15 protein-coding genes are annotated in these 21,795 nt (G+C 73.3%); 10 read left to right on the top strand and 5 right to left on the bottom strand.

Features of this window, described 5'->3' with window-relative positions:
• Nucleotides 1–120 precede the first annotated feature (120 nt).
• The 5 genes from cyc2 to IG05_RS0102615 all read left to right on the top strand — a co-directional run bounded on the left by cyc2 (nt 121) and on the right by IG05_RS0102615 (nt 7,481).
• Nucleotides 121–2,292 carry a germacradienol/geosmin synthase Cyc2 gene (gene cyc2, locus IG05_RS0102635; RefSeq protein WP_030338694.1) on the top strand — a complete coding sequence of 724 codons (2,172 nt, stop codon included), beginning with the start codon at nt 121–123 and terminating at the stop codon, nt 2,290–2,292.
• Nucleotides 2,293–2,404: 112 nt separating this feature from the next.
• Nucleotides 2,405–4,321, top strand: a complete 1,917-nt coding sequence (phsA, locus tag IG05_RS0102630) for an O-aminophenol oxidase PhsA (RefSeq protein ID WP_078893857.1) — start codon at nt 2,405–2,407, stop codon at nt 4,319–4,321.
• Between the two features lie 159 nt (nt 4,322–4,480).
• Entirely contained in the window at nt 4,481–5,038 is a 558-nt protein-coding gene (locus tag IG05_RS0102625) for a PDZ domain-containing protein (RefSeq protein WP_030338692.1), read from the top strand.
• Nucleotides 5,039–5,362: 324 nt separating this feature from the next.
• On the top strand, nt 5,363–6,490 hold the full coding sequence (locus IG05_RS0102620; RefSeq protein WP_030338691.1) for an aminopeptidase P family protein: 1,128 nt from the start codon (nt 5,363–5,365) through the stop codon (nt 6,488–6,490).
• 52 nt (nt 6,491–6,542) lie between these two features.
• Nucleotides 6,543–7,481, top strand: a complete 939-nt coding sequence (locus IG05_RS0102615; protein ID WP_030338690.1) for an aminoglycoside phosphotransferase family protein — start codon at nt 6,543–6,545, stop codon at nt 7,479–7,481.
• 118 nt (nt 7,482–7,599) lie between these two features.
• Here IG05_RS0102615 and treZ read toward each other — a convergent pair whose 3' ends face one another.
• Complete coding sequence (gene treZ, locus IG05_RS0102610) at nt 7,600–9,345, bottom strand: malto-oligosyltrehalose trehalohydrolase (protein ID WP_030338689.1); 1,746 nt, start codon at nt 9,343–9,345, stop codon at nt 7,600–7,602.
• 177 nt (nt 9,346–9,522) lie between these two features.
• Between treZ and IG05_RS0102605 the strand changes: the two genes are divergently transcribed.
• Nucleotides 9,523–10,074, top strand: coding sequence for a DUF1707 and FHA domain-containing protein (locus IG05_RS0102605; RefSeq protein WP_030338688.1), 552 nt, complete (start codon nt 9,523–9,525; stop codon nt 10,072–10,074).
• Nucleotides 10,075–10,182: 108 nt separating this feature from the next.
• Nucleotides 10,183–10,596 carry an SSI family serine proteinase inhibitor gene (locus IG05_RS0102600; RefSeq protein WP_030338687.1) on the top strand — a complete coding sequence of 138 codons (414 nt, stop codon included), beginning with the start codon at nt 10,183–10,185 and terminating at the stop codon, nt 10,594–10,596.
• A gap of 79 nt (nt 10,597–10,675) precedes the next feature.
• On the opposite strand, the gene IG05_RS0102595 is transcribed toward IG05_RS0102600, so the two are convergent.
• Together IG05_RS0102595 and lpdA are read right to left on the bottom strand one after the other, a co-directional pair.
• The gene (locus IG05_RS0102595; RefSeq protein WP_030338686.1) at nt 10,676–11,926 is read right to left on the bottom strand and encodes a M14 family zinc carboxypeptidase; all 1,251 of its coding nucleotides are present in this window, start codon (nt 11,924–11,926) and stop codon (nt 10,676–10,678) included.
• A gap of 137 nt (nt 11,927–12,063) precedes the next feature.
• Nucleotides 12,064–13,533 carry a dihydrolipoyl dehydrogenase gene (gene lpdA / locus IG05_RS0102590; protein WP_030338685.1) on the bottom strand — a complete coding sequence of 490 codons (1,470 nt, stop codon included), beginning with the start codon at nt 13,531–13,533 and terminating at the stop codon, nt 12,064–12,066.
• A 120-nt stretch (nt 13,534–13,653) separates the two neighbouring features.
• Here lpdA and IG05_RS0102585 point away from each other — a divergent pair, with 120 nt between their 5' ends.
• On the top strand, nt 13,654–14,589 hold the full coding sequence (locus tag IG05_RS0102585) for a LysR family transcriptional regulator (RefSeq protein ID WP_030338684.1): 936 nt from the start codon (nt 13,654–13,656) through the stop codon (nt 14,587–14,589).
• Between the two features lie 11 nt (nt 14,590–14,600).
• Here the strand turns inward: IG05_RS0102585 and treY are convergent, their stop codons facing one another.
• Both treY and glgX read right to left on the bottom strand, forming a co-directional pair.
• Nucleotides 14,601–16,976, bottom strand: a complete 2,376-nt coding sequence (treY, locus tag IG05_RS0102580; RefSeq protein ID WP_199808230.1) for a malto-oligosyltrehalose synthase — start codon at nt 16,974–16,976, stop codon at nt 14,601–14,603.
• A gap of 292 nt (nt 16,977–17,268) precedes the next feature.
• The gene (gene glgX, locus IG05_RS0102575; protein ID WP_030338682.1) at nt 17,269–19,380 is read right to left on the bottom strand and encodes a glycogen debranching protein GlgX; all 2,112 of its coding nucleotides are present in this window, start codon (nt 19,378–19,380) and stop codon (nt 17,269–17,271) included.
• A 198-nt stretch (nt 19,381–19,578) separates the two neighbouring features.
• Between glgX and IG05_RS0102570 the strand changes: the two genes are divergently transcribed.
• Entirely contained in the window at nt 19,579–20,391 is an 813-nt protein-coding gene (locus IG05_RS0102570; RefSeq protein ID WP_030338681.1) for a hypothetical protein, read from the top strand.
• 53 nt (nt 20,392–20,444) lie between these two features.
• The gene (locus tag IG05_RS0102565; RefSeq protein WP_037812779.1) at nt 20,445–21,785 is read left to right on the top strand and encodes a copper amine oxidase; all 1,341 of its coding nucleotides are present in this window, start codon (nt 20,445–20,447) and stop codon (nt 21,783–21,785) included.
• Nucleotides 21,786–21,795 lie beyond the last annotated feature (10 nt).

Raw genomic sequence — 21,795 nt, 5'->3', positions numbered from 1 at the left:
CAAGGGAACCAACGCCACAACCCCCCGCCGGAGTTCCACGTTTCCCCACCGGTTCACGCGATGGTGTGATCATGTGCCCCCGGGTGGATGCGGGCGGAGGGCCCCGGGTAGTGCCCGGCCATGACGCAGCCGTTCGAACTCCCGCACTTCTACATGCCGTATCCCGCGCGGCTCAACCCGCACCTGGAGGAGGCCCGGGCCCATTCGACCGTGTGGGCCCGGGAGATGGGCATGCTGGAGGGCTCCGGCATCTGGGAACAGGCCGACCTGGAGGCGCACGACTACGGCCTCCTGTGCGCCTACACCCATCCCGACTGCGACGGGCCCGCTCTGTCGCTGATCACCGACTGGTACGTGTGGGTGTTCTTCTTCGACGACCACTTCCTCGACATGTACAAGCGCACCCAGGACCGCGCCGCCGGGAAGGCGCACCTGGACCGCCTGCCGCTGTTCATGCCGCTCGACCTCACCACCTCCGTGCCGGAACCGGAGAATCCGGTGGAGGCAGGGCTGAAGGACCTGTGGGCGCGGACGGTGCCGTCGATGTCCGTGGACTGGCGCCGCCGCTTCTCCGTGGCCACCGAGCACCTGCTCAACGAGTCGATGTGGGAGCTGTCCAACATCAACGAGGGGCGCATCGCCAATCCCGTCGAGTACATCGAGATGCGCCGCAAGGTCGGCGGCGCCCCCTGGTCGGCCGGGCTCGTGGAGTACGCGACCGCCGAGGTGCCCGCCGCGGTCGCCGGAACCCGGCCGCTGCGCGTCCTGATGGAGACGTTCTCCGACGCCGTCCACCTGCGCAACGACCTGTTCTCCTACCAGCGCGAGGTCGAGGAGGAGGGCGAGAACAGCAACGGCGTGCTCGTCCTGGAGAAGTTCTTCGGCTGCACCACGCAGGAGGCCGCCGACACCGTCAACGACGTCCTCACCTCCCGGCTGCACCAGTTCGAGCACACCGCGCTGACCGAAGTCCCGGCCGTCGCCCTGGAGAAGGGCCTCACCCCCGTCGAGGCCGCCGCGATCGCCGCCTACACCAAGGGACTCCAGGACTGGCAGTCCGGCGGCCACGAATGGCACCTGCGCTCCAGCCGGTACATGAACAAGGGTGCGCGGTCCGGCTCGCCCTGGCAGCTGAGGGGCGGCCCCGGCACCTCCGCCGCCGACGTCGGCGCGCTCCTCGCCTCGGCCGCCCAGCAACGCCTGCGCGTCTACGCGCACGTGCCGTACCAGAAGGTCGGCCCGTCCCGCATCCCCGACCTGTACATGCCCTACCGGCTCCAGCTCAGCCCCCACCTCGACCGGGCCCGCGGCCACCTCGTCGACTGGTGCCACCAAACGGGCATGCTCCAGGAGGGCGTCTGGGACGAGGACAAGCTCGCCGCGTACGACCTCGCGCTGTGCTCCGCCGGCCTGGACCCGGACGCCACGCCGGAGGCCCTCGACCTCAGCGCGCAGTGGCTGGCCTGGGGAACGTACGGCGACGATTACTACCCGCTCGTGTACGGCCACCGCAGGGACCTGGCCGCCGCCCGGCTGACCACGGCCCGGCTGTCGCAGTGCATGCCGGTCGACGGCGAGCCGGCCGTCGTCGCCGGCGACGCCATGGAGCGCGGGCTGATCGACCTCTGGACGCGCACCACGGCCACGATGACCGCCGACCAGCGGCGCACGCTCAAGGCGTCCGTGAACGTGATGACCGAGAGCTGGCTGTGGGAGCTGTCCAACCAGTTGCAGAACCGCGTCCCCGACCCGGTCGACTACCTGGAGATGCGGCGCGCCACCTTCGGCTCCGACCTCACCCTGAGCCTGTGCCGCATGGGCCACGGGCCGGCCGTCCCGCCTCAGGTGTACCGCAGCGGTCCGGTGCGCTCGCTGGAGAACGCCGCCATCGACTACGCGTGCCTGCTCAACGACATCTTCTCGTACCAGAAGGAGATCGAGTACGAGGGCGAGATCCACAACTCCGTCCTGGTCGTGCAGAACTTCTTCGGCGTGGACTATCCGGCCGCGCTCGCCGTCGTCCACGATCTGACGACCCAGCGCATGCGGCAGTTCGAGCACGTCATCGCGCACGAGCTCCCGGTCCTCTACGACGACTTCCGGCTCTCGCAGGAGGCACGGGCCGCCATGGACGCTTATGTGCTCGACCTGCAGAACTGGCTGGCCGGCATCCTGCACTGGCACCGGAGCGTCGACCGCTACAAGGCCGAGTGGCTCGGCCGCCGCGCCCACGGCTTCCTGCCCGGCCGGGCGACCGCCATGCCCGCTGTGCCCGCCCCGGCGCTCGGCTGACGGTCGCGGAATCTTCTCGTACGGAATCGGGCATTCAGGGAACTTCGGTGAGTCCTCGGGAGTCTTGTGGAGTAAGGGGAACAACAGACCACGAACACGGGGGTGTTCGGCCGTGACGGAGATCATCGAGAGGCCCACCGGAGAGACCACCGGGGCCGGCGCGGAGGAATTGGAGAAGGAGCGGGAGCGGGCGCCCGAGACGGCGCCCGGGACGTTCGAACTGACGCCGTACATGGCGCCGCTGACCGTACCGCCGGTCCTGCGGCCCGACACCGGCGACGTGCTGCGCGAGACGGAGATCGCCCTGCGCCCGGCCTGGGTGCGCCTGCACCCGCAGCTGCCGCCGACCCTGATGTGGGGGTACGACGGACACGTGCCGGGTCCGACCATCGAGGTGCGGCGCGGCCGGCGGGTCCGCATCGCCTGGACCAACCGCATCCCCAAGGACAGCGAGTACCCGGTCACCTCCGTGGGGGTGCCGCTGCGCACAGACGGCCGCCCGCAGGCCACCACCGAGCCCGGCCGTGAGGGCGTCGAGCCGAACAAGGACGTCGCCGCCCTGCCCGCCTGGTCGGTGACCCACCTGCACGGCGCACAGACCGGCGGCGGCAACGACGGCTGGGCGGACAACGCCGTGGGCTCCGGCGACGCCCAGCTGTCCGAGTACCCGAACGACCACCAGGCGGTCCAGTGGTGGTACCACGACCACGCGATGAACATCACCCGGTGGAACGTGATGTCGGGCCTGTACGGCACCTACCTCGTGCGGGACGACGAGGAGGACGCCCTCCACCTGCCCTCCGGCGAGCGGGAGATCCCGCTCCTCATCGCCGACCGCAACCTCGACACCGACGAGGACGGCCGCATCAACGGCCGGCTGCTGCACAAGACGGTGGTCGTCCAGCAGCGCAACCCGGAGACGGGCAAGCCGGTCTCCGTCCCGTTCACCGGCCCGTACACCACGGTCAACGGCCGTATCTGGCCGTACGCCGACGTCGACCCGGCCTGGTACCGGTTCCGGCTGGTCAACGCCTCCAACGCGCGCATCTTCGAACTCGTCCTGATCGACGAGGACGGCGAGCCGGTGCCGGGGGCGGTCCACCAGATCGGCAGCGACGGCGGGCTGCTGCCGCGCCCGGTGCCGGTCGACTTCGACGCGGAGCTGCCCGCCCTGACCGCCGCGCCGGCCGAGCGCTTCGACCTGCTGGTGGACTTCCGCGGGCTGGCCGGGCGGACGCTCCGCCTGGTGAACAAGGGCCCCAACCAGCCGGCGGGCGTGCCCGACCCGGCCGGTGACGTGCCCTACCCCGCCGTGCTGGAGTTCCGGGTCGGCGACAGCTGCGAGGAGGACACCTTCGAACTGCCCGAGGTGCTCTCCGGCTCCTTCCGCCGCCTCACCCACGACATTCCGCACGGCCACCGCCTGATCCTGCTCACCCCGCCCCCCACCAAGGGCGCCGGCGGGCACCCGGAGATATGGGAGATGACCGAGGTCCAGGACACCGCGGGTCTCCGGCTCCCGGCCGACGGCATCGTCCAGATCACCGGAGCCGACGGCACCACGAAGACGTACCGGCGCACCGCACGGACGTTCAACGACGGGCTCGGCTTCACCATCGGCGAGGGCAGTTACGAGCAGTGGAGCTTCCTCAACCTCGCGCCCATCGTGCACCCCATGCACATCCACCTGGCCGACTTCCAGCTGCTGGGCCGGGACGCCTATGACGTCTCCGGCTTCGACCCGGCGGCCGGCGGCACCCGCACGCCGATCCGGTACGACGCGGGGACGGCGATCCCGCTCGCACCCAACGAACGCGGCCACAAGGACGTCTTCCGGGTCCCGGGCAGCCAGCTGCTGCGGGTCATGGGCCGCTTCGACGGCGCGTACGGCCGGTTCATGTACCACTGCCACCTGCTGGAGCACGAGGACATGGGCATGATGCGGCCCTTCGTCGTCATGCCGCCCGAGGCTCTGAAGTTCGACCACGGCGGGGCGCACGGCGGCCACGGGGAGGGCCACACCGGCTGAGCCCCGCGGGGGCCACACCGGCGGGCCGGTCCGGCCCGCCGGTGCCGCAGTGGCGGATGTCCATGGCTACCCCGCGCCGCCCTCCGGCCATTCTCACTCGTTCGTGTCTCGTCGCGGACCGCCGCCCCGGGTAGAGCACCAGCCGGAGGCGAGCGAACCATGGAACAGACTGCGTTGCGGCCCAAGCCGATGCCAGGACAGGACCGCCGGGACGACGGCACCCCGGGCCCCGCCCGCCGGCCGCATGCCGCGCCCCGGCCCGCACGTCGGCTGCGGACCCTGCTGTTCGGCCTGTGCGCGGGCATCGTGCTGGTGCTCTCGGGCGTCGGCATCGGCACGGTCGGTGCCACGGTGATCGGGATGAGCCGGCTGGCCGAGCTGCAGCGCGAGGCCCCGCCGCCCGCCCCCTCGGCCGACGCCGTCCCCACGGCCGTCTCCGCCCCCGCCGTGCCCGGCATGACACTGGGCGTGGAGGCCGTCGACGCCCGGAAGGCGGGCGCGCTGGTGGTGGGCGTGCACGTGCCCGGCCCCGGTTACGCGGCCGGACTGGTCCGCGGGGACGTCGTCCTGCAACTCGGCGCGGCCCGCGTCGACACCGCCGCCGACCTCGCCCGCGCCGTCACCCGGGCCCGCCCCGGAAAGGCGCTGCTGCTCACCGTGCGCCACAGCAGCGGCGGCTACCAGCAGTTGTCGGTGACCCCCGCGATGGTGATCTGACCGGTCCGGTCCGGTCCGGTCCCGGCCGGGGCGCGGACCGGCGCCCCCGCGGGACCGGATGCCGTGGCACGAGCGGTACCGGGGAACCGGCCGCGGACGGCGGACCCCGGCGGCGGACGCCCCGGGGGCCGCCGTCTCGTACACGCCGGGAAACCGGCTGGTCACCAACGGTCCCGCGCGTCATCATGGGCCCTTGGCGAGCCGCTTGCCGACGGACCGCGGGGCACCGGTTCCCGGGACCGGCTCGCGTCCCCCCGTCCGGGCGGGCAGGATGCTGCCCGAGATGCCGTCGCCCCGATCCCTCACCCGTGCCCGGAGGCCCGGATGACCGGTACCAAGCCCGCGCCCTTCACCGCCGCCGACTACGGCGCCCGCATGGAGCGTGCCGCGCGCGCCGCCGCCGACGCCGGCCTCGCCGGGCTCCTCGTGGCCCCGGGACCGGACATGGTGTGGCTCACCGGCTACACGCCCACCGCGGTCACGGAACGGCTCACCGTGCTGGTCCTCGCCCCCGGCCGGGACCCCGTGCTCGTCGTGCCCACCCTGGAGGCCCCGGACGCCGAGCACGCGGCCGGCGCCGCCGCGCTGACCCTGCGTGACTGGACCGACGGCAAGGACCCCTACGCCGTCACCGCCGGCCTCCTCGACGACCGCGGCCGGTTCGGGATCAGCGACAACACCTGGGCGATGCACCTGCTGGGCCTCCAGCGGACCCTCCCCGACACCTCCTACGCCTCCCTCACCGACGCCCTGCCCATGCTCCGCGCGGTGAAGGACGCGGCCGAGCTGGAACTCCTGGCGGCCGCCGGAGCCGCTGCCGACGCAACGTTCGAGGAGATCCGGAAGGTTCCCTTCGCCGGCCGCCGCGAGTCCGACGTCGGCCACGACCTCGCCGGCCTGCTGCGCCGCTTCGGCCACTCCCAGGTCGACTTCACCATCGTCGGCTCCGGTCCGAACGGCGCCAACCCGCACCACGAGGTCGGCGACCGCGTCATCATGCCCGGCGACATGGTCGTCCTCGACTTCGGCGGCCTGAAGGACGGCTACGGCTCCGACACCACCCGCACGGTCCACGTCGGCGAGCCGACCGAGGAGGAGCGCCGGGTCCACGACGTCGTGCGCGCCGCCCAGGAGGCCGGGTTCCGGGCCGTACGCCCGGGCGTGGCCTGCCAGGAGGTCGACCGCGCCGCCCGCGCGGTGATCACGGACGCCGGGTACGGCGAGTACTTCATCCACCGCACCGGGCACGGCATCGGCGTCACCACGCACGAACCGCCGTACATGATCGAGGGTGAGGAGCAGCCGCTGGTGCCCGGCATGTGCTTCTCCGTGGAGCCCGGCATCTACCTGCCCGGCCGCTTCGGGGTGCGCATCGAGGACATCGTCACGGTGACCGAGGACGGCGGCCGCCGTCTCAACGACACCACCCGTGAGATGGTCATAGTGGACTGAGAGGCCCGAGGAGACCACTCTCGACGACACCCGGAACGGCGACGCGCGACCCATGACCCAGGCACCGACACCCACCGCGGACACCGTCCGCAGACTGGTCCGTTCGCTGCTCAAGGAGGGCGGCGGCGACGGCACCGGGGGACCCGACGTACGGCCCGTGACGGAGGACCGCGAGCACACGTGGTGGATCGGCGGCCGCCACGTGCTGCGCCTCGCGCCCGACCGCGAGGCCTCCGTCCGCCGGCGCCGGGAACTGCGCCTGCGCGACCTGGTCCGCCCGCACGTGCCCGTCGCCGTGCCGACCAGCGTCGCGCACGGCGACTGGGCACCCGGCCTCGCCTACACGCTCGACACCCGGGTGACCGGCGGTACGGCCGACGAGCACGACGTCTCCGCCGTCGGCGAGGACGATCTGGCCGGGCTGCTGGGCGGGCTGCGCGCGGTGCCCGCACGCCAGGCGGAGGCGCTCGGCGTGCCGCGTACCGCACCGCGCTCCCTGGAGGCGCTGCGCCGGATGGCCGTGCACGCGGCCGAACGGCTCGCCGCCGCGGACGAGTTCGACGCCGCCCGGCTGCATCAGCTCACCCCGGCCAGCGCGGCGCAGCTCGCCGCGCAGCCCGGTACCGCCGTCCTCACCCATCACGGGCTGACCGGCGCGCACGTGGTGGTCAGCGCCGACGGCCGGGTGCGCGGCATCCTGGACTGGACCGCGGCGGCCCTCGGTGACCCCGCCGAGGACATCGCCGGACTCGCCGTGGCGGTCGGCTCCCCGGCGGCCGTCCGCGCCGCCACCCTCGCCGGCTACGGCGCCCGCCCCTGCCTGCGCGGCCTGTGGCTGGCCCGCTGCGACACCGTCATCCGCCTCACCGACCGCCTGGAGGGCCGTACGGGCGGTTCCCTGCCCCTGCTGCGCACCCAGCTGCGGCGCGCCTGGGAGCCGATCCTCCTGGAGCGGGTCACGGACCTCCCCGAGGACGAGCCGGAGCCCTGACGCCGCCGCAGGACCGCGCAGGGGACCGTCCGGCCCCTCGGCGGCCCGTCCGGCCCCTGGGAGGCCCGTCCGGACCAAACGGGGCCCTCAGCGGTCCGGCGCGGGCGCACAGGGCGTCTCAGGGCTGGGTGAGCACCACGCACGACTCCCCGGGCACCTGGAGCAGTCCGTCCCGGCCCGGTGCCTCGACCGGGTCCCAGGCCGCGAGGACCTCCGCCCGGCCGGTGCCCAGCGGGATCGCCGCCTCCTGCTTGCCCAGGTTCACCGCCACCCGTACGTCCCCGCGCCGGAAGGCCAGCCAGCGGGCGTCCGCGTCGTACGCCACCTTGGTGTCGGCGAGGTCCGGGTCGGTGAGGTCGGGCTGTTCCCGGCGCAGCGCGAGGAGCCTGCGGTACCAGGCCAGCACGCGCGCGTGGGGCTCGTGTTCCGGCTCCGACCAGTCCAGGCAGGACCGCTCCCGGGTCGCCGGGTCCTGCGGGTCGGGTACGTCCTCCTCGGCCCACCCGTGCGAGGCGAACTCCCGCCGCCTGCCCCGCCGTACCGCCTCGGCCAGTTCGGCGTCGGTGTGGTCGGTGAAGAACTGCCAGGGCGTGCCCGCCGCCCACTCCTCGCCCATGAACAGCATCGGTGTGAACGGCGCGGTCAGCGTCAGCGTGGCCGCGCAGGCCAGCAGGCCGGGGGAGAGGTGGGCGGAGAGCCGGTCGCCCTGGGCGCGGTTGCCGACCTGGTCGTGGGTCTGGCTGTAGCCCAGCAGCCGGTGCCCGGCCACCCGCGCGCGGTCCAGCGGCCGGCCGTGACCGCGGCCCCGGAAGCTGGAGTACGTGCCGTCGTGGAAGTAGCCGCCGGTGAGCGTCTTGGCGAGCGCGCCGAAGGGGTCCCGCGCGAAGTCGGCGTAGTAGCCCTGCGACTCGCCGGTCAGCGCGGTGTGCAGGGCGTGGTGGAAGTCGTCGTTCCACTGCGCGTGCAGGCCGAGGCCGTTCTCCGCGCGCGGGGTGATCAAGCGCGGGTTGTTCAGGTCCGACTCGGCGATCAGGAACAGCGGCCTGCCCACCTCGTCGGCCAGGCCGTCCACGGCCGCCGACAGCTCCTCCAGGAAGTGGCACGCGCGCGTGTCGTACAGACTGTGCACCGCGTCCAGCCGCAGCCCGTCCACGCGGTAGTCCCGCAGCCACGCCAGCGCGCTGCCCAGGAGGAACGCACGCACCTCGTCCGAGCCGGGCGCGTCCAGGTTCACCGCCGAGCCCCACGGGGTGGTGTGCGTGTCCGTGAAGTACGGCCCGAACTCGGGCAGATGGTTGCCCGACGGGCCCAAGTGGTTGTGCACGACGTCCAGGACGACGCCCAGCCCGAGTTCGTGCGCCCGGTCGACGAAGCGCTTCAGCGCCTCGGGGCCGCCGTACGGCTCGTGCACCGCCCACAGCGACACGCCCTCGTAGCCCCAGCCGTGCCGGCCGGGGAAGGGACACAGCGGCATCAACTCGACATGGGTCACGCCCAGTTCCACCAGGTGCTCCAGCCGGGCCGCGGCGGCGTCCAGGGTGCCCTCGCGGGTGTACGTGCCCACGTGCAGCTCGTACAGCACCGCGCCCGGCAGCCCGCGCCCCGGCCACCGCGCGCGCCACGCGTGGCGCTCGTGGTCCACGACCGCGCTCAGCCCGTCCGGGCCGTCCGGCTGGCGGCGCGAGCGCGGGTCGGGCAGGACCGGCCCGTCGTCCAGCGCGAATCCGTACCGCGTGCCGTCCCGCGCCTCCGCCTCGCCCGTCCACCACCCCTCGCGCGCGGGATCGCGCGCCAACGCGCGCGTGGTGCCCTCGCAATGGAGCGTCACTCGGTCTGCCTGCGGTGCCCACACCTCGAACTGCACGGACGGTTCCCCTTCGTCTGTTCACCGTGATGTCCCGCGTCTCCATCGTGCCGTCCCGGACGATCGATCCGCTTTCGAATCCGTCCTTTGCCGGCAGGTGTCGCGGAAGTGCCGGTACCCCGGCACCGATTCCGCGTTTTCTGGACACTCGGGGTTCACTGCCCGACAATCACCAGCGTGACGTCGTCCTTCGAGTTCTCCACCTACCCCGCGCGCCTGTCCGACACGGAGCGCGACAAGGCGCTGCGGGTCCTGCGTGACGGCGTCGCCATGGGCCGGCTCTCGCACGACACGTTCATCCGCCGCATGGAGCTGGCGCTCGTCGCGCGCCGCTCCGACGAACTCGCCGCCCTCGTCGCCGACCTGCCCCAGGAGAACCGGTTCTCCCGCGCGGTCCTCGGTACCGTGGAGGCCGTCTCCGGTTTCACCGTGCGGCTGCGCCGGGCCTGGCAGGCCGAGCGGCTGCCCAAGCTGCTGCTGCCGCACCCGTCGCACACCCACCCGCTGCGCATAGGCCGCGACCCCGCGAACGGGCTGCGCCTGAACCACGAGACCGTCTCCCGCGTGCACGCCGAGCTGCGCCGGCAGGGCGGCCTGTGGATCCTCAGGGACCTCGGCTCCACCAACGGCACCACCGTCAACGGCCGCCGTGTGATCGGCGCGGTCGTCGTCCGCGAGGGCGACCAGGTCGCCTTCGGCCGGGCGGCGTTCCGGCTCGCGACCGGCTGACCCCGCCCGGCCGGTCCCGTTCGAACTGGCGCCCGGTCACGTGCGCCTGCCCTCCCGATCGGGTGAGCCGCACTGCGGAAGCCGGGCCGCCGTGCCGATGGAACGGGCATGACCTACCTCACCAGAGCGGCAGCGGCGGCGGGCGCCCTGCTGGCCGCCGCCGGCCTCCTCACCGCGGGCCCGGCCCGCGCGGCCTCCCGTGACACCTTCCCGGGCACCTGGCTCTACCTGGCCGTCACCAAGGGCGAAGCCCGGTCCTCCGACACCCGCGGCACGCTGCTGCTGTGCGACCCGCCCGTGGGGCACGCGCACGCGACCGAGGCGTGTGCCGACCTGTCCGCCGCCGGGGGAGACATCGGCCGCATCCCGGCCGCGAACGTCTTCTGTCCGATGATCTTCGCGCCGGTGACCGTCCACGCGCGCGGGCGCTGGAACGGCCGGCCGGTCGACTTCCAGGAGACGTACACCAGCATGTGCGTCATGAGGGCGCGCACGGGATCGGTCTTCACCCTGGACGACTGACCGGCACACCACGGCCGGGCGGTGCCGGCCGGCGCGCAGGCGGCCGGCGGGCGGGGTCGGGCAGGGGCCGGGCGGCGGCTCACCACGCCTGCTCGCGCGCCTGCTGCGCCGCCACCAGCACGGTCCGGGACTGGTGCTCCACCTGGTGTTCCAACGGCACCCAGCGGGCTCTGAACCGCTCCGAGAAGGCGTCGCACCAGGTCGCGACGAGCTGCTCCAGGCGGGGCGCCGCCCGGTCGTCCGTCTCCCGCAGCACCCGCAGCAGCATCGCCGCCGCCCGCAGCGGCAGCCGCCGTCCGAAGGCGTCCACGCTGCCGACGTAGGCCATCGTCGTGCCCGCCGGGGAGGTGTGGGTCCAGTCCTCGGCCAGGCCCGGGATCAGCTCCAGCGCCCACCGGGCGGCCCGCAGCAGCGGGCCGTCCACGCCCTCCAGCCGGGGCAGCGAGTCGGCGAGGATCCGCTCCACCTCCCGCGCGTCCCGCAGCAGCCGGACGGCCAGCCGCCGCATGGCCGCCGCCGGTGCCGGGTGCGGTGCCGGGTCGTCCACCAGGTCGCTGGCCCACATCGGCACCTCCACCACGGCCGTCAGACCGCCGTACCGGTGGGCGTGGTACCAGGTGCTGTGCCGGGCGTCGTCCGGCATGCTCGGATACGCCACGCCGGACTCGGGCCCGGGCATGACGTGCACCCCGGGGCCGGAGGCCGGCCAGCCCGCCGCGTCCGAGGCCCCCGTCTCCACCGGTATGTGCAGTTCCGCCGCGGACTTGGCGAACGGTTCGGCGAGGCCCGGCACGTCCTTGGTCAACTGCACCCAGCTGCCGCCCAGATCGGTGCCGTGCAAGGTCACCTGGAGGTACGGGCGCAGCTCGTCGATCACCCCGGTCAGGGTCCGCGTCTCGGGCGGCAGGCGGTCCGGGGGCAGCACCGAGGGCGACCACTCCGGCTGCTCCGCGCCCGTCGGCCGGTAGAAGCCGAGGTGGTAGTCGAGCAGACTGCGCGGGGCCGGGGTCACGTGCAGACTCGCCCCGTCCGGGTCCGCGCACAGCAGGAAGTGCCAGGACGTGCCCGCCCGCAACTCGCGTTCGGCCAGCACTCTTTCGGCAAGCACCCGCAGGGTGGAGCCGCCCGCCGGCTCGTTGGCGTGCGCGCCCGCCACCACGAGCACCGCACGGCGGGCGTGCCCCACCGACAGCAGGTGCAAGGGTCTTCCCGCGCGCGAGACGCCCACCTGACGCAGCGCGCACAGCCCGGGTTCCTGCGCCGCCAACGCCTCGGCGGCGGCGACCAGTTCGGGAACGCTGGGATAGCGCAGCTCCGGCAGTGGACTCACCCCCGACTTGTCCGCCCGGCTTCGCTCTCCCAGTCCCGCACGCGCCGGGGCAACTGTCAAGCATGCGGCGGGGGAGGCTCCCTGGGGCGCCCGGACGCAGTGGCGCGCCCCCGTACGGGCCACTGCGTTCCGTGGGTTCACTGCTGGTGCAGGCCGCGTCCCGCGAGCGTCAGGAACACCTCGCCCACCGCCTCCGACAGGGTGGGGTGCGGGTGCACGTGCCGGGCGACGTCCGCGGGCTCGGCGTCCCAGCCGACGATCAGCTGGCTCTCGGCGATCATCTCCGACACGTGGGGGCCGACCAGGTGCACGCCGAGCACCTGTCCGCCGCCGGCCTCCGCCACGACCTTCACCAGGCCGCCCTGCCCGTGCACCATGCCCTTGGCTACGGCGGTCAGCGGCATCGTGTTGACGTCGACCTCGTGCCCGCGCGCGCGTGCCTCGGCCTCGGTCAGTCCCACCGAGGCGGTCTGCGGGGCGGAGTACGTCACCCGGGGCACGGCCGCGTAGTCCACCGGTGCCGACGGCAGCCCGGCCAGCGTCTCGGCCACCAGCAGGCCCTCGGCGAAGGAGGCGTGGGCGAGGCCGAGCGAGGGCGGCGGCAGCAGGTCGCCGACCACGTGCACGCCCGGTACGGCCGTCTCCAGCCGGCTCCAGTCCGCCGGTACGACGAACCCCCGCTCGTCCGTGGCCAGCCCGGCCGCGGCCAGGTCCAGCCCCTCGGTGACCGGCGCCCGGCCGACGGCCACCAGCAGCCGGTCCGCCGTCACCGTCCGGGTCTCGCCCCGCGCGGTCCGCACGCGCGCGCGTACGCCGTGCTCCAGCAGCTCCGCGTCCAGCAGCCGGGCGCCCGCCTGCACGTCGATCCCGCGCTTCTTCAGGCCGCGCGTCAGATGCCGGCTCACGTCCGCGTCCTCCAGCGGCACGATCCGGTCGGCGGCCTCCACCAGGCTGACCTCCGCGCCCATGGACCGGTGGAAGGAGGCGTACTCGACGCCGATCGCGCCGCCGCCCAGCACCAGGACGGACGCCGGGAGTCCCGGCGCGAACAGCGCGTCGTCACTGGTCACCACGCGTCGCCCGTCCGGCGCGAGCCCCGGGAGCGTGCGCGGCCGCGAACCGGTCGCGAGGACGATCCCGCGGCGCGCCGCGAGGTCCCGCGCCCCGGACGAGAGATCACCGGGTGTGCCCGGCGCGCTGTCCGCGCGCACCCCCTCCACACGCACCGTGCGGGCCCCCGTAAGCCGTGCGCTGCCCCGCACCACCCGCACGCCCGCGTGCGCGAGATGTGCCTCCACGCCCTTGTGGTTGCGTGCCACGATGCCGTCCCGGGTGGCCACCAGGGCGCCCCAGTCGACGGAGTCCACGGTCGCCTTCACCCCCCAGCGCTCGCAGGCCTCGGCGATCCCGTCGACCAGCTCGGCGGCGTGCAGCATGGCCTTGCTCGGAATGCAGCCCCGGTGCAGACACGTCCCGCCGACCTTGTCGCGCTCGACCAGGACGACGTCCAGCCCGAGGGCGGCGGCGCGCAGGGCGGTGCCGTAGCCGCCGGTGCCGCCGCCGACGACGATCACGTCGGATGTATGGATGCCCGTATCGATGGTCATGGCATCCACCTTCCGTCCACCCCTTGTCATGAGTCCAAGGCAATGTTGTTGTGGAATCCATGCACGGTCTTCATGGACGGACCATGCGGACCGTGAGCGGACCGGAAGGGGACGGGGCAGTTGAGCCTGCGCCAGATGGAGTACTTCGTGACGGTGGTCCAGGAGGCGTCGTTCACGCGCGCGGCGGACACCCTGCACGTCACCCAGCCCGCGCTCTCCCACCAGATCAAGGCGCTGGAGAAGTCGGTCGGCGGCGCCCTGCTGGAGCGGCTGCCCCGGGGCGTACGCCTCACCCCCATGGGCCGCGCCTTCCTGCCGCACGCCGAACTCGCCGTCCGCAGCGCGGCGCAGGCCCGCCGCGCGGCTCGCGCCACCGTCGGCGCCGAAGGCGGCGAGCTGCACGTCGCGGCGCTGCACTCCATCGCGGTCGGTGCCCTGCCCGACGTCTTCGCCCGCTGGCGCACGGCCCACCCGCGGGTCCTGCTGCGCCTGCACGAGTACGCCACCGCCGAGGCCCTGGAGGAGGCCGTGCAGCGCGGCACCGCCGACCTCGCCGTCGGCCCCGAGCCCGCCGGCCGGTGCGGCACCGTCGTGCCCGTCGGCGAGGAGGAGGTCGTGCTCGTCGTGCCCTTCGACGACCGTCTCGCGGGCCGTACGACGGTCAGGCTCCCGGAACTCGCCGGCCACCCGTGGATCCGCTGCGCCATGGAACCCGTCGTGCACGGCGAACGCTTCCTCGACTGGGCCTGCGGGAAGGCCGGGTTCCGGCCCCGGACCGCCGTATGGACCGAACACACCTCCACGGCCGTACGGATGGCCGCCGCAGGCGTCGGGGTGTGCGCGGCGCCCGCCCACATCGTGCGCGGCGCCGTCGGCGAGGACTGCGTGGTCCTCACCCCCGACCCGCCCTGGAAGCGCCCCCTGGCCGTCTACGCGCGCGTGCCGCCCACCGGGGCCGCCGCGGCCTTCGTGGACCTCCTGCGCGCCGCCTGGCCGGCTCCGGGGACCCCCGGGCCGTACGACGGCTGCGAGCCGCCCGCCCTGCCGGCCACCTGACCCCCGGCCCGTCAGTCCTCCGCGACCCGCTCCAGCAGCGCCACCGGCAGCCCGTGCCCGTCCAAGAGGTCCGCCACGCGCGCGTGGCCGGTGAACTCCCGTCCCGGAGTGAGCACGTCCGCCCAGCGGCCGGGCGGCAGCGGCAGCCGTGTCTCCCGCCAGCCCCCCGCCTCCGCGAGCCGCAGCGACAGCCGGGTGACCGCCGTGACCACCTCACTGGAGCGCGCGAACGCCAGGCAGTGCTCGGCCGCCGGGCCCTCGGCGGCCAGTGGGTCATAGGACGCGTCCGCCCCGAACGCGGCCGGCCGCCGGGCGCGCAGCCGCAGCGCCGCCGCCGTCAGCGCGTCCTTCTCACCGGAGGCCTCCGGCGGGAACGCCACCGGCCGCCGGTTGTCCGGGTCCACCAGCGCCCGGTACTCGCCCTCCGAGCCCTGGTACACGTCCGGCACCCCCGGCATCGTCAGATGGACCAGCGCGGTGCCGAGGACGTTGGCGCGGACGTGCGGTTCGAGCGCCTTGCGGAACGCGGCCACGAGCTGGCCGGGCGGCCCGCACGGCCCGGCCGCGACGAACGCGGCCACCGCCTCCTCGTACGGCGGCTCCTGCTCCGTCCAGCTGGTGTACATGCCCGCCTCGCGCACGTGCTTCAGCAGCGCCTGCCGGACCCGGTCCTCCTCGGCCGGGCCCAGCCCGAACACCGTCTGCCAGGCCGCCCAGGCCAGCTGGCCGTCCGGCGCGCCCTCCTCGGCCAGGCTCACCTCGGCGAGCAACGCCGACCAGCGGTCCGGGCACTCGGTGAGGACCGCCAGCGCGGCGCGCACGTCCGCGCTGCGCTTGGTGTCGTGCGTGGAGACGACGGTGCCGGTGAGCGGCCAGTCGCGCTGCACGCGCGCGCAGTACGCGTGGAACTCCTCCGGTGTCACGCCCGGACTGCCCGGATCGCCGCCCACCTCGGCCGTCGACAGCAGCGGCACGTAGCGGTAGAACGAGGTGTCCTCCACCGACTTGGCCCGCAGGGCCGAGGCGGTCTGCGCGAACCGGGTGCGGAACTCCACCCGGTCGGCGTGGTCCGGCGCCGACGGGTCGCCGGGCGGCTCGACCAGCAGCCGGCGCACGATGCCGACGGCCTCGGCCTCCTCCGGCACCACGAACGCCAGCCGCGCCTCCTCGGCGGCCTCCTCGGTGATCACGGCGGACGCGTCACCGGAGGCGTACGGCCGGTAGACCCGCATCCGCACCAGCAGCTCCTCCACGGCCGTGCGCAGCGCCCAGGGCGCGCGGTCGCGCAGCGACAGGTCGGGCGAGGCGGCGCACAGCCGGGCGGCCACGCGGGTGAGCCGCTCCGTCTCGGTGGCCAGTTCGTGGGTGAGCACCTTGTACGCGGCCCGCCGGACCGTGGCCTCCCAGTTGCCGCCCCGGTCGGTCTGCGGCGCCGCGAAGGCCCGGTAGCGGCCCAGCAGTTCGTACGCCCCGGTGCGGTCCGTGAACAGGCCGTCGACGTGCCGCAGGGCGTCGTAGCCCGTGGTGCCCGCGACGGGCCAGGAGGCCGGCAGGTGCTCGCCGTCGGCCAGGATCTTCTCCACGACCGTCCAGCGCCCGCCGGTCGCCTGGTGCAGCCGCGCCAGGTAGCCGTCGGGGTCGGCCAGTCCGTCGGGGTGGTCGATGCGCAGCCCGTCGACCACGCCCTCCGCCAGCAGCCGCAGGATCGTGCCGTGGGTGGCCTCGAACACCTCCGGGTCCTCCACCCGCAGCCCGATCAGCTCCGAGATGCTGAAGAACCGCCGGTAGTTCAGCTCGGTACGGGCCAGCCGCCACCACACCGGGCGGTACCACTGGGCGTCCAGCAGCTCGGGCAGCGGCAGGTGCCCGGTGCCGGGGCGCAGCGGGAAGACGTGGTCGTGGTAGCGCAGCACGTCGCCGTCGGCCACCAGGTGCGCCAGCTCCGAGCCGATCGGGCCGCCGAGCACCGGCAGCAGCACCCGGCCGCCCTGCGCCTCCCAGTCGATGTCGAACCAGCGTGCGTACGGCGATCCGGGGCCTTCACGCAGCACCTCCCACAGGGCGCGGTTGTGCCGGGGCGACACCGCCATGTGGTTCGGCACGATGTCCACCACCAGGCCGAGGCCGTGCTGCCGCGCGGTGCGTGCCAGCGCGCGCAGGCCCTCCTCGCCGCCGAGCTCCTCGCGCACGCGCGTGTGGTCCACGACGTCGTAGCCGTGCACGGAGCCCGGGACGGCCTCCAGGACCGGGGACAGATGCAGGTGCGAGACGCCGAGCGACGCCAGGTACGGTACGGCCGCTTCGGCGGCGGCGAACGGGAACGCGGGCTGGAGCTGCAGCCGGTAGGTGGCCGTGGGCACCCCCGGTTCGGGTCGCGCAGAGGTCATGGGAACCTACGTACCCCGCTCGCCGTCTTTTGTGTCATCGCTCCCCATACGGACCCACACGCGCGCAGAGAAAGCGCACAGAACGCGCAGAGAACGCGCAGAGAAAGCGCAGAGAGCGCGGGGAGAACGCGACGCGGTCCGCGCCGCCTCGGCGGACGGCGGTCCGTACCGGTCCCACCGCCTGCCCGCAGTCCGCCACCCCGCGCCCCGCAGGCGCGGGCAGCCCCGGCACGCGCGCGTGCGGGACGGCGCAGCCCCGCCACAGCGGCTGCGCCGTCCTGCCGCGCCCCGGCTACGCCGGGCGTTGCAGCACCGTGAGGCTGCGGTCCGGCAGGGTGAGGCGGTCCCCGGCCGCGACCTTCTCGCCCGTCCCCGGCGGTACTCCCTCCGGGCGGGCCGTGTCGACCACCACCTGCCACTGCCGGCCGTGGTCGACCGGCACCAGGAAGTCCAGCGGCTCGGGTGAGGCGTTGAACATCAGCAGGAAGGAGTCGTCGGCGATGCGCTCCCCCCGCGGGCCGGGCTCGGAGATGGCGTTGCCGTTCAGGAACACCGTCAGCGCCGACACCTGCGCCGAGTTCCAGTCCCGCTGCGTCATCTCACCGCCCTCCGGGGTGAACCACGCGATGTCGGACAGCTCGTCATGGGTGCCTTCCACCGGACGGCCGTGGAAGAAGCGGCGCCGGCGGAAGACGGGATGGTCGCGGCGCAGCCACACCATCGCGCGCGTGAACTCCAGCAGGCCGCTCTCCAGCGACTCCGGCCAGTCCAGCCACGACAGTTCGTTGTCCTGGCAGTAGGCGTTGTTGTTGCCGCGCTGGGTGCGGGCGAACTCGTCACCGTGACTGATCATCGGCACGCCCTGGGACAGCATCAGCGTGGCGATGAAGTTCCGCATCTGCCGGTCGCGCAGCCGCAGCACCTCCTCGTCGTCGGTCTCGCCCTCCGCGCCGCAGTTCCAGGACCGGTTGTGACTCTCGCCGTCCCGGTTGTCCTCGCCGTTGGCGTCGTTGTGCTTCTCGTTGTACGCGACGAGGTCGTGCAGCGTGAAGCCGTCGTGGCAGGTGACGAAGTTGATGGAGGCGAGCGGCCGGCGGCCGTCGTCCTGGTACAGGTCGGAGGAACCGGTCAGCCGGGACGCGAACTCCGCGAGCGTGCGCGGCTCGCCCCGCCACAGGTCCCGTACGGTGTCGCGGTACTTGCCGTTCCACTCGGTCCACATGGGCGGGAAGTTGCCCACCTGGTAGCCGCCCTCGCCCACGTCCCACGGCTCGGCGATCAGCTTCACCTGGGAGACCACCGGGTCCTGCTGCACCAGGTCGAAGAACGACGACAGCCGGTCCACCTCGTGGAACTGCCGGGCCAGCGTGGCCGCGAGGTCGAAGCGGAAGCCGTCGACGTGCATGTCGGTGACCCAGTACCGCAGCGAGTCCATGATCAGCTGGAGCACGTGCGGGGACCGCATGAGCAGGGAGTTCCCGGTCCCCGTGGTGTCCATGTAGTAGCGCGGATCCTCCGTCAGCCGGTAGTACGACGGGTTGTCGAGGCCCTTGAAGGACAGCGTCGGGCCCAGGTGGTTGCCCTCGGCGGTGTGGTTGTAGACCACGTCCAGGATGACCTCGATGCCGGCCTCGTGCAGCGCCCGGACCGCCGACTTGAACTCCAGCACCTGCTGGCCGCGGTCGCCCCAGGAGGCGTAGGCGTTGTGCGGGGCGAAGAACCCGATGGTGTTGTAGCCCCAGTAGTTGTTCAGGCCCATGTCGACCAGCCGGTGATCGTTCACGAACTGGTGGACGGGCATCAGTTCGAGCGCCGTCACCCCGAGCTTGACCAGGTGTTCGATGATCGCCGGGTGGGCGAGGGCCGCGTAGGTGCCGCGCAGCTCCTCGGGCAGCCCCGGGTGGCGCATGGTCAGGCCCTTGACATGGGCCTCGTAGATCACGGTGTGGTGGTAGTCGGTGCGCGGAGGGCGGTCGTCGCCCCAGTCGAAGTAGGGATTGATCACCACGGAGGTCATGGTGTGCGGCGCCGAGTCCAGGTCGTTGCGCCGGTCGGGCGCGCCGAAGTGGTAGCCGTACACCTCCTCGCCCCACCGGACCGAGCCGCTGACCGCCTTCGCGTACGGGTCGAGCAGCAGTTTCGCCGAGTTGCAGCGCAGCCCGCGCCCGGGGTCGTACGGGCCGTGCACCCGGAACCCGTACCGTTGCCCCGGCATCACGCCCGGCACGTACGCGTGCCGCACGAAAGCGTCGCTCTCGCGCAGTTCCACCGCCGTCTCCGAGCCGTCGTCGTGCAGCAGACACAGCTCTACTCGGTTCGCGGCCTCCGTGAAGACCGCGAAGTTGGTTCCGGCGCCGTCATAGGTGGCGCCGAGCGGATACGCCTCTCCAGGCCAGACCTGCATGAATACGACTCTCCCAGGTGTGCCGTCCGGGTGGGGCCGAGTCGGCCCCGCGTCTCGTCCGAAAGTGAGGCAACCTCCCGTGGCTCACCCGCCCTCTTGTTACGTGACCAGTGCGCACGGCGGTTCTGGTACCCGCCGTACGCCGAACCAGCGGGGCAGACACGCAATCCAGGGGACCAAGGGGAGCAGGGGGATGAAGTGCGCGAGAAAGTCCACCGCCATCTGGGCAAGGTACTGACCGGTGCGGCCCTGGCGGCGGCGGGGACCGCCGCCATGGTCGCGGTCACGCTGCCGGGCACGGCGGGCGCGGACGACTCCGGAGGGGCCGGCAGCGCGACGCGGGCCGCGCGGCAGGCCGGGCAGGGCCCGGACGCCGCACCGCCCGGCGTCGTCGAGCGGGCACCCGCCGAGGCGAAGCAGGGCACCGGACGCGACCCGCTGACCGACGACGAGCTCGGGCGGGCCGAGAAGGCAGCCGAGGCCGGACGGCTTTCGGCCACGGGCCGGGACGTCGCCGGGGACCGCGGACCGCAGCGGCTGAGCACCGACCTCGCCGAACCGGAGGCCGCCGAGGCCGACGACCCGCAGGCGCCGCGGCGGGCCGACGTGACCTTCTACGACTACAGGAACGACACACTCGTCACCAGGACCGTCGACCTCGCCACCGGCAAGGTCGTGCACACCGGCACCCGGCACGGTGTCCAGCCGCCGCCCGCCCGCGCCGAGAGCGCCGAGGCGGCCCGGATCCTGATCGCCGACCCGCTGGGCGCGGGCCTGAAGGCGGACTACAAGGACGCCACCGGCAAGGAACTCACCTCACCGGATCAGCTGGAGCTGAGCGGCGGGATCTACGCGGCCTCGCCGGGCGCCCAGCCCGCCGTGCTCGACCGGTGCGGCGAGCACCGGTGCGTGCGCCTGTTCACCAAGGTCCTCAACGGGCCCTGGATCGACACCAGGGATCTGGTGATCGACCTGAGCACCCGCAAGGCCGCCGCCCTCGACCGCGGCTGACCGGCCGCCACCCGCCTTTCCCACCGAACCTCCGGCAAGGGAGTCACCTCTTCATGCCCGAAATGCACCCGGCCGGCGGCGCGTCCGGCCCCGGCCGCCTCGCCCGCAAGGGCGCGGCCGTCGCCCTGTCCCTCGCCGCGCTGGCCGCCGGCGTCACGACGGCGGCCGGGCCGGCCGCGGCCGGCCCGCGGACCGCACCCGCGGCGGCCCCCGGCTGCAGCGCCGCCTACACCATCGAACAGAAGCTCACCACCGGCACGACCTGGCGGATGTGCTGGCGCTACGACAGCAAGGCCGGCCTCGTCCTGCAGGACGTCTCCTACCAGCCCAAGGGCGAGACCAAGCCGATCAAGGTCCTCAACAGCGCGAGACTCGGCCAGATCCACGTCCCGTACGACGACGGGAAGCACGAGTACTACGACCTGACCGGCCAGTCCTTCGCCCAGGACCTGATGGAACTGTCGCCCGGCGAGTGCCCCGGCGGCACCATCAAGACCGTCAAGGTCCCCGACGGCGACCCGCGCCACCCCAACGTCAAGGGCCTGTGCACCACCACCCGTTCGCGTGGTCACGCCTACCGGATGCACGACATCCTCCAGTCGGACAAGACCTACCAGCAGCAGGGCAAGGACCTGCTGGTCTACACCGTCAACCAGGTCGGCTGGTACGAGTACATCAGCGAGTGGCGCTTCCAGGACGACGGCACGATCACCATGAACGTCGGCGCCACCGGCAGCCTCTCCTTCGAGGACTACAACGCCCAGGACGGCCGCGGCTGGCCCATCGGCAAGGGCGCCCGTGACTACTCCACCAGCCACAGCCACAACGTCTTCTGGCGGCTGGACTTCGGACTCGACGGCTCGTCCAGGACGAAGGTCGAGCAGTACGACTCGACCGTCAGCGCCCCCTCCGGCTCGCAGGAGGGTCCGACCGCCAGGACCACCCGCACCAAGGTCACCAGGGAACTCGCGGGCGACTACAAGGCCTACCGCTGGTGGCGGATGGTCAGCGCGACCGGCAAGAACAAGGACGGGCACGCCCGTTCGTACGAGCTGGTCCCCGGACCCACGACCAAGTACCCGGGCCGCGCCTTCACCAAGCACGACATGTACGTGACCGAGTACGCCAAGTGCGAGCTGTTCGCCAGCGACAACCCCGCCTGCGCCACCGGTCACCCGAAGTCCGTCGACAAGTGGGTCAACGGCCAGACCCTCACCCACCCGGTGCTCTGGGTGAACGTCGGCTTCCACCACATCGCCCGGGACGAGGACCAGCAGCCCATGCCCGTGCACTGGCAGGGCTTCTCCATCGCCCCCCGGGACGTCACGGCTATGAATCCGCTCACTCCGAAGGACCTGGCATGGCAGAACGGACACTGGGAACCGCGTAGTTGAGCCGGGCGGC

The sequence above is a fragment of the Streptomyces sp. NRRL S-1022 genome (genome assembly GCF_000720135.1).
Classification (GTDB): domain Bacteria; phylum Actinomycetota; class Actinomycetes; order Streptomycetales; family Streptomycetaceae; genus Streptomyces.
The sequence above is the reverse complement of the archived record's forward strand: the minus strand, read 5'-3'. Positions and strand labels throughout refer to the sequence as shown.